Source organism: Shewanella sp. A22, assembly GCF_053850585.1.
The window spans coordinates 1-5,739 of sequence record NZ_JBSQBN010000184.1; the positions used below are offsets into that span (position 1 = coordinate 1).

The 5,739-nt window shown below is 37.1% G+C and carries 3 protein-coding genes; 2 read left to right on the top strand and 1 reads right to left on the bottom strand.

Going from position 1 to position 5,739, the window contains the following annotated elements:
- Window positions 1-256 precede the first annotated feature (256 nt).
- Together ACWXWT_RS19645 and ACWXWT_RS19650 are read left to right on the top strand one after the other, a co-directional pair.
- Window positions 257-2,194 carry a hypothetical protein gene (locus ACWXWT_RS19645; protein WP_456043260.1) on the top strand — a complete coding sequence of 646 codons (1,938 nt, stop codon included), beginning with the start codon at window positions 257-259 and terminating at the stop codon, window positions 2,192-2,194.
- A gap of 488 nt (window positions 2,195-2,682) precedes the next feature.
- Window positions 2,683-4,233 (top strand): methyl-accepting chemotaxis protein, encoded by a 1,551-nt coding sequence (locus ACWXWT_RS19650; RefSeq protein ID WP_456043261.1) that lies wholly within the window; start codon window positions 2,683-2,685, stop codon window positions 4,231-4,233.
- Between the two features lie 124 nt (window positions 4,234-4,357).
- On the opposite strand, the gene ACWXWT_RS19655 is transcribed toward ACWXWT_RS19650, so the two are convergent.
- Window positions 4,358-5,212 (bottom strand): hypothetical protein, encoded by an 855-nt coding sequence (locus ACWXWT_RS19655; protein ID WP_456043262.1) that lies wholly within the window; start codon window positions 5,210-5,212, stop codon window positions 4,358-4,360.
- Window positions 5,213-5,739 lie beyond the last annotated feature (527 nt).

The following is a 5,739-nucleotide window of genomic DNA, read 5'->3' on the forward strand; positions in this document are numbered from 1 at the left end:
AAAAGTCTCTTTGAAGTGGTCAATATGCATGGTGAGCTCCCGAAAAAAGGGAGTATAAGATCATAGCTAAATGTTAACGTCAAATCGTGTGTTAAGTTGATTGAAAAACGTTCACGATCTCGCCCTGGTCAATATGGTGACGTCAAATAATTCTAATGTTTTTTTTTCATGTACCGATAATCTATTTGTGCTGTGACTAATGAGAGTAATTCAATAAACATTTATTATGGATTTTGGCCCTAAGGACGGTTTACTGATGTCAATCAATGACTTTAGATCTAGCTTTATTAGCCCACTTAACAACGTGGCTGAGCAATTGATGCTCAATCAAGTAAAAGTAAAACAATCCAACAATACTGCCCAAAGTCAAAATTTCAATACTCAAGATAGCGTGCCGTTAAGTACTGAAATGGCACAGGAAATGAGCCTTGCACGTAAAGACTATGTAGATGATATCGATGGGTTGTTGAAAAAACAGTTGGCTGAACAGTTTGTCATGTCGCCGTTAAATATCACCACTGTGAGTGTGCCAAAATTTAATGTTAAAGCTGAAGACTTGGCGATTAGCTTTATGACTAAAAATTATCAACAAGGACTTTCTGATGGGAAAAATAGTGATGAATTAACACAACTTATTGAACAATCGGCTAAAAGCTATCGTAAGGCTTATAGTAATACCAGTTCTATTTTAAATAAGTTAGGCCAACTTGGTCCTGAGCAGCAGTCTTTTATCAGCCGGAGTGAATACCGAGTCGAGCGAGCGTTAAATAAGATTGGCGAATATAGTATGCGTCAACATAATGCAGAGTCAGATAAAAAATCTTTCGAACTCGCACTGCAAACTCAAGAAGGCGATATCATCACGATTAGGTTTTCATCGGCTCAAGCTTTAGAAAAAAATGGCATGTCATATCTTTCTGACAGCAGTGAGCACAATACTTTAGATAGCTTTCAATTGAGTTACGAAGTGGATGGTGACTTGTCTGAAAAAGAATATGCAGCAATGCAAACCATTTTTGCTAACGTCGGTGAACTAGCTGATGATTATTTTGGCTCAGTTTCTAAGTATAGTCACTCCATTCCACAGTTTAGCAGTGCGACGTTGAACACAGATTTGTTAGTGGGTTTTGATAGTGAACAGTTGGCAAGCATTGATCTTTCCATGGCCCTATGGGAAGGCATAGATGAATTTGATTACAGCTATGAGTTTAATAAAAAAACTCAAGAACAGAGCTTATTAGTAGAGCGTAATCGATTTGCTTTTGAACCGACCAAGTTTGATATCACCACCTCTACTTTCGGAGGGCAAGACCCCGAACAATTAGCCCAATATTTGCAAGTGATGGATAGTCACTATGATGAAGTCAAAGCGGGTTTATCATCATTAACCGATCAGTATTTATCTTCTTCAATTGATATTTACAAAACAGCGTTAACCACAATGTTTGAGTTAAGTGACCGGCATAGCCAAATTCAGCAACAAGCTGAAAGTCATTTCGCCAATGGTCGCCAACTGGTTGCAGACTTAACGAATAATATCATTAAGGGTGATGAACGTTATCAAAAAATGTCAGGTATTAAAGACAATGTGTTTAAAGAGGGGATGTCTACACTCGCAGATTTTAATGGTCACTTTAATTTTGGTTCTGAGGGAATTTCAGGGTATTTAGATGTGAATCAAAAACAGGATACCACTATGAGCTATGATGGTGGGTATATTGGCATGAAACAGAAAAAAAGCTTTGATAGTCAAATGTTTTCGTTCTATGGGGATAAAGGAACGCAAGACATCAATAAGTCAGAACAATATGAAATTAAAGCCGTGACCAATAAGGGGGGCGTCACAGCTTTAGATCAAAAGGCCAATACCGAAAGGACCGATAAAGTTCAGACCCAAATTGGTTATGGTATATATGTCACCAAGGTAATAGATAGCCAGAATGAAGCATCAAGTAGCATGCGCTTAATAGAAGATATTTGGACTCAAAGTATTGAGCATAAAAATAAAACTAACACAGATTATAAAGTGGCAGTAGGAACAGAAGTGACCATACACTCTGTTAAAATTGATACCGATATAAGTCAACAAAAAGTATTAGTTGGTGATTTAGATAAAATAGCCAATAGTGCATTCCTGAGGAAAAAATATGCCCCTAAATTGGCCAGTGTGAATGGTTTTATGGCAAAAGTATAACCGTATACGACTAACCAAGAGTGAGCATAAGTACATCAAGGATAAGCAGTTACACAAAATTAGTTACAGTCTCTCGGGAGCTTATAACTGATTTTGACCTGTGTTAATTAGTCTTTATTGATGATATCGCGTGCGTTATTTTTATCATAAAAAACAATAAATGTTGTCGAATATTCAAGCGACACCCTTGAGAATTAAATTAGCGCTAATTTCATACAAAGTAACTCCTATATTCTACACTGCGCTAATGATTGTTCTATCACGATTACCTTTCAATTTTTTTAAATACATTTTTGTGGTCCTTATCTAAATTATGCTTAGTATTTGATGTTGATTTTAATCAGGTTATTCTTTTTGTGACTTACTTCGTGAATTTTTAAAGATGCTAAATATTTACTGATTAAAGTAGCGAGTCATCACATACAAACAATGTTGATTGATTAATAATCACACTTATTATTTACTCGACAACATATAAATATATCAATATGACCGCAAAAAACATTATCGATGAAGAAGTTACCTATCCGTCGGATTATAAAATTCTATCAACAACCGATCTAGACAGTATCATTACTCACGTCAACGATGATTTTATGACGGTTTGTGGTTATACAAAAGAAGAGCTCGTTAACCATCCACATAATATTGTGCGTCACCCTGATATGCCTAAAGCGGCATTTGGTGATTTATGGGACACCATCAAGCAAGGAAGAAGCTGGATGGGTTTAGTGAAAAATCGCTGTAAAAATGGTAAATATTATTGGGTTAATGCCTATGTGACACCTATTAAGCGCAACGGAACAATTTGTGAGTATCAATCGGTTAGAACTCAACCAGATGCAGAACTGACTAAGCGAGCTCAAGCTTGTTACGATGCGGTCAATGCAGGTAAAGCGGCTAAACCATTGTTTGGTGCGAGTATTATTACTAAACTTTTTTTGGCTTGGTTGCTATCAGTCGGATTATTAGTGTCCTTACCATACTCCAGTGGTTTTTTAACTATTTTAGCATTTATTATTGCCATATTATGTTTCTGTAGACCCCTTTATGTTCTCAAACAACGCTTTAATAACATCTTGATCTTGAGTAAAAAAGTACATGATAATCCACTAAATCAATTTGTTTACACAGGTTATACCGATGAACTTTCTCATTTAGAATTAAGCTTACGGATGCAAAAAGCTGAAACACTTGCTGTAGTGGGGCGTATTAAAGACAGTGGCGAAGAATTACAGCAAGGTTTAGAAGAGCATCAACAACAAAACCAAGCTAATCAAAGTCAGTTGGTTGAACAATCACAAAACCTTGAACAAGTCGTTACAGCCATTGGCCAGATGAGTTCTTCTGTTACTGATATTGCTCAAAATACTGCTAATTCAACATCAGAAATCCATCAACTAGTTGAACAAATACAAAAGACTAAGGTTGCATTATCAAACAGTCAAACAGCAACAACAGAAATTAATCGCTTACTAGAAGAATCTCGTATTGCTATTTCAACACTGAATCAGCAATGCCAGAGTGTTAATCAAGTTGTGGATGTGATTGAGAGTATTGCTGAGCAAACCAACTTACTTGCGCTTAATGCAGCGATTGAAGCTGCGCGAGCTGGAGAAACGGGTAGAGGGTTTGCTGTGGTTGCCGATGAAGTACGTAACTTAGCAAGTCGATCTGCCACCTCGGCTCATGAAATACATGCGATTATAAATACACTTAGTCGAACCACAGCAGAAGCCGTTGCGCAAATGGATCAAAGCGATTTATTAACAAGCAAGAGTATTGATTCAAGTAAAATGCTTGAGCAAAGTTTGAATTCTGTTAGTGAAGTGATGGATATTATCGAGAGTAATGGTGAGCAAATATCTGTAGCTGCTGAAGAGCAAGCCGCTGTCGTTAATCAAATTCATAATAATGCCATGATGTTACAAGATGGTATAAATCAATTTGAGCAAAACTGTCACAAGGCATCTAAACACAGTCAAGAAATAAGCGCCCAAGGTATTAGGCAAACAGAGTTAGTATCACAGTTTAATTAGATCTTTTGGGGCGATATCAATAGATAATATTGCATCAATGGCTAACGTTGTTGCGAGGTATGATAATGTTGAATGCCCTTAATTATCAATGGGGCAGTGGTTTGATAATCGTTTTTCAGTGTTACTATTTTAGTTTGTTAATTCTATTGTTAATCGACTTTGTTAATTGTTTTTTCTGTTTATCTTCACCACAAAATTCAGCGAAGCCCAACCCATGTCCGTGTGGGTTTATTTGGGTTGGTAGCTCTACTACTCGATAGCAATAATCACCTTGTTTTACAATTCGGTTCGGATCTAATTTGTGGTCAAATGTATGGGGTTGACTAATATCAATGTCAGGTTCTAATACGATAAAATCTAATTGAGGATCCATTTCACTCATTGTCCCAGAAGGTTTTTTTGTCAGCGCAGTTTGTGAGCTGATAAGACGTTCGAGTTCATCATCATTGTGTTGCTGTATATATTGCTTTGATATTTGCTTAATGGAATGCGATGTGAAAATAGGTTTTTCTACATCAGAGTGAGTATTTAATTCAGGAGCGGGACCTGATTGACGCGATGACTCTTTACTGTCCAGTGTGGTGACCGCAAGTTTTTTTTTGACTGCAACAATGGGTGTTTCAACTTTTTTGGAGTTTGTTTCAGAGGTTATGTCGGGTGATATTTTGGGGGGCGTTAATAACGATGTTTCTTGAGGATTTGAAGAATGAGCCTTATTTAATTGTTCACCACTATCGCGCATTAATTCGTATTGATATGATGTTATTAGGTAGCTTTTTATTGCAGGGGATTTGACCAAGGGAACTAAAGTGGATTTGCGTTGATTGGTATCTTGATACCAGAACCATGCAATCAAAAAAATTAGCAATACATGGGTAATCAATGCGGCCATAACGGGCTTAAATAAATTAGCTTTTCCTAGATTGATCATTGAAATAGGCGAACTTGAGGCTTCCCTGGATGCCGTTAATATTTCCATTTATGTCTACATTGCCTCATTGTATTTTGTTTCTTTTTGGATGGTTAATCGTCAGAAAAGTTCATTTTCATTCACACTCTAATCATTAGCTAAGCCTATACACTGGGGTAACATTAATTTGTCGCCTTTGAGTCATTTCAAATCTGGTTCAGTATGTTTTTTAAAGCGAAAATGTGCCCCGCGATGAACCACAACATGATTAACTTTAACGCCCATAAGATTGTGTACCTATTGCGTAATGCACAGGTTGGTGAGAAACAGCTATTGTCTAATACCAATCCTATTAAATATGTGATCTTTCAGCGGGAGTTCAAAGTGCTGTAGGCAAGGCAGATGATTGAAGCGAATAGTGATCCTCGGTAACAAGCTCCTGCGTTACTCTACCTCCAACATCTGACCACCATGGATGGTGGGAATGTCTTATTTTTTATGGAAAAAAATAGACCATGCCGTCGTATTTTGAAAGCATCTAACGAAGCATAAAGGACTTTGAAACCCGCCAGAATGGCGTCTCTCAGGTATTCCAC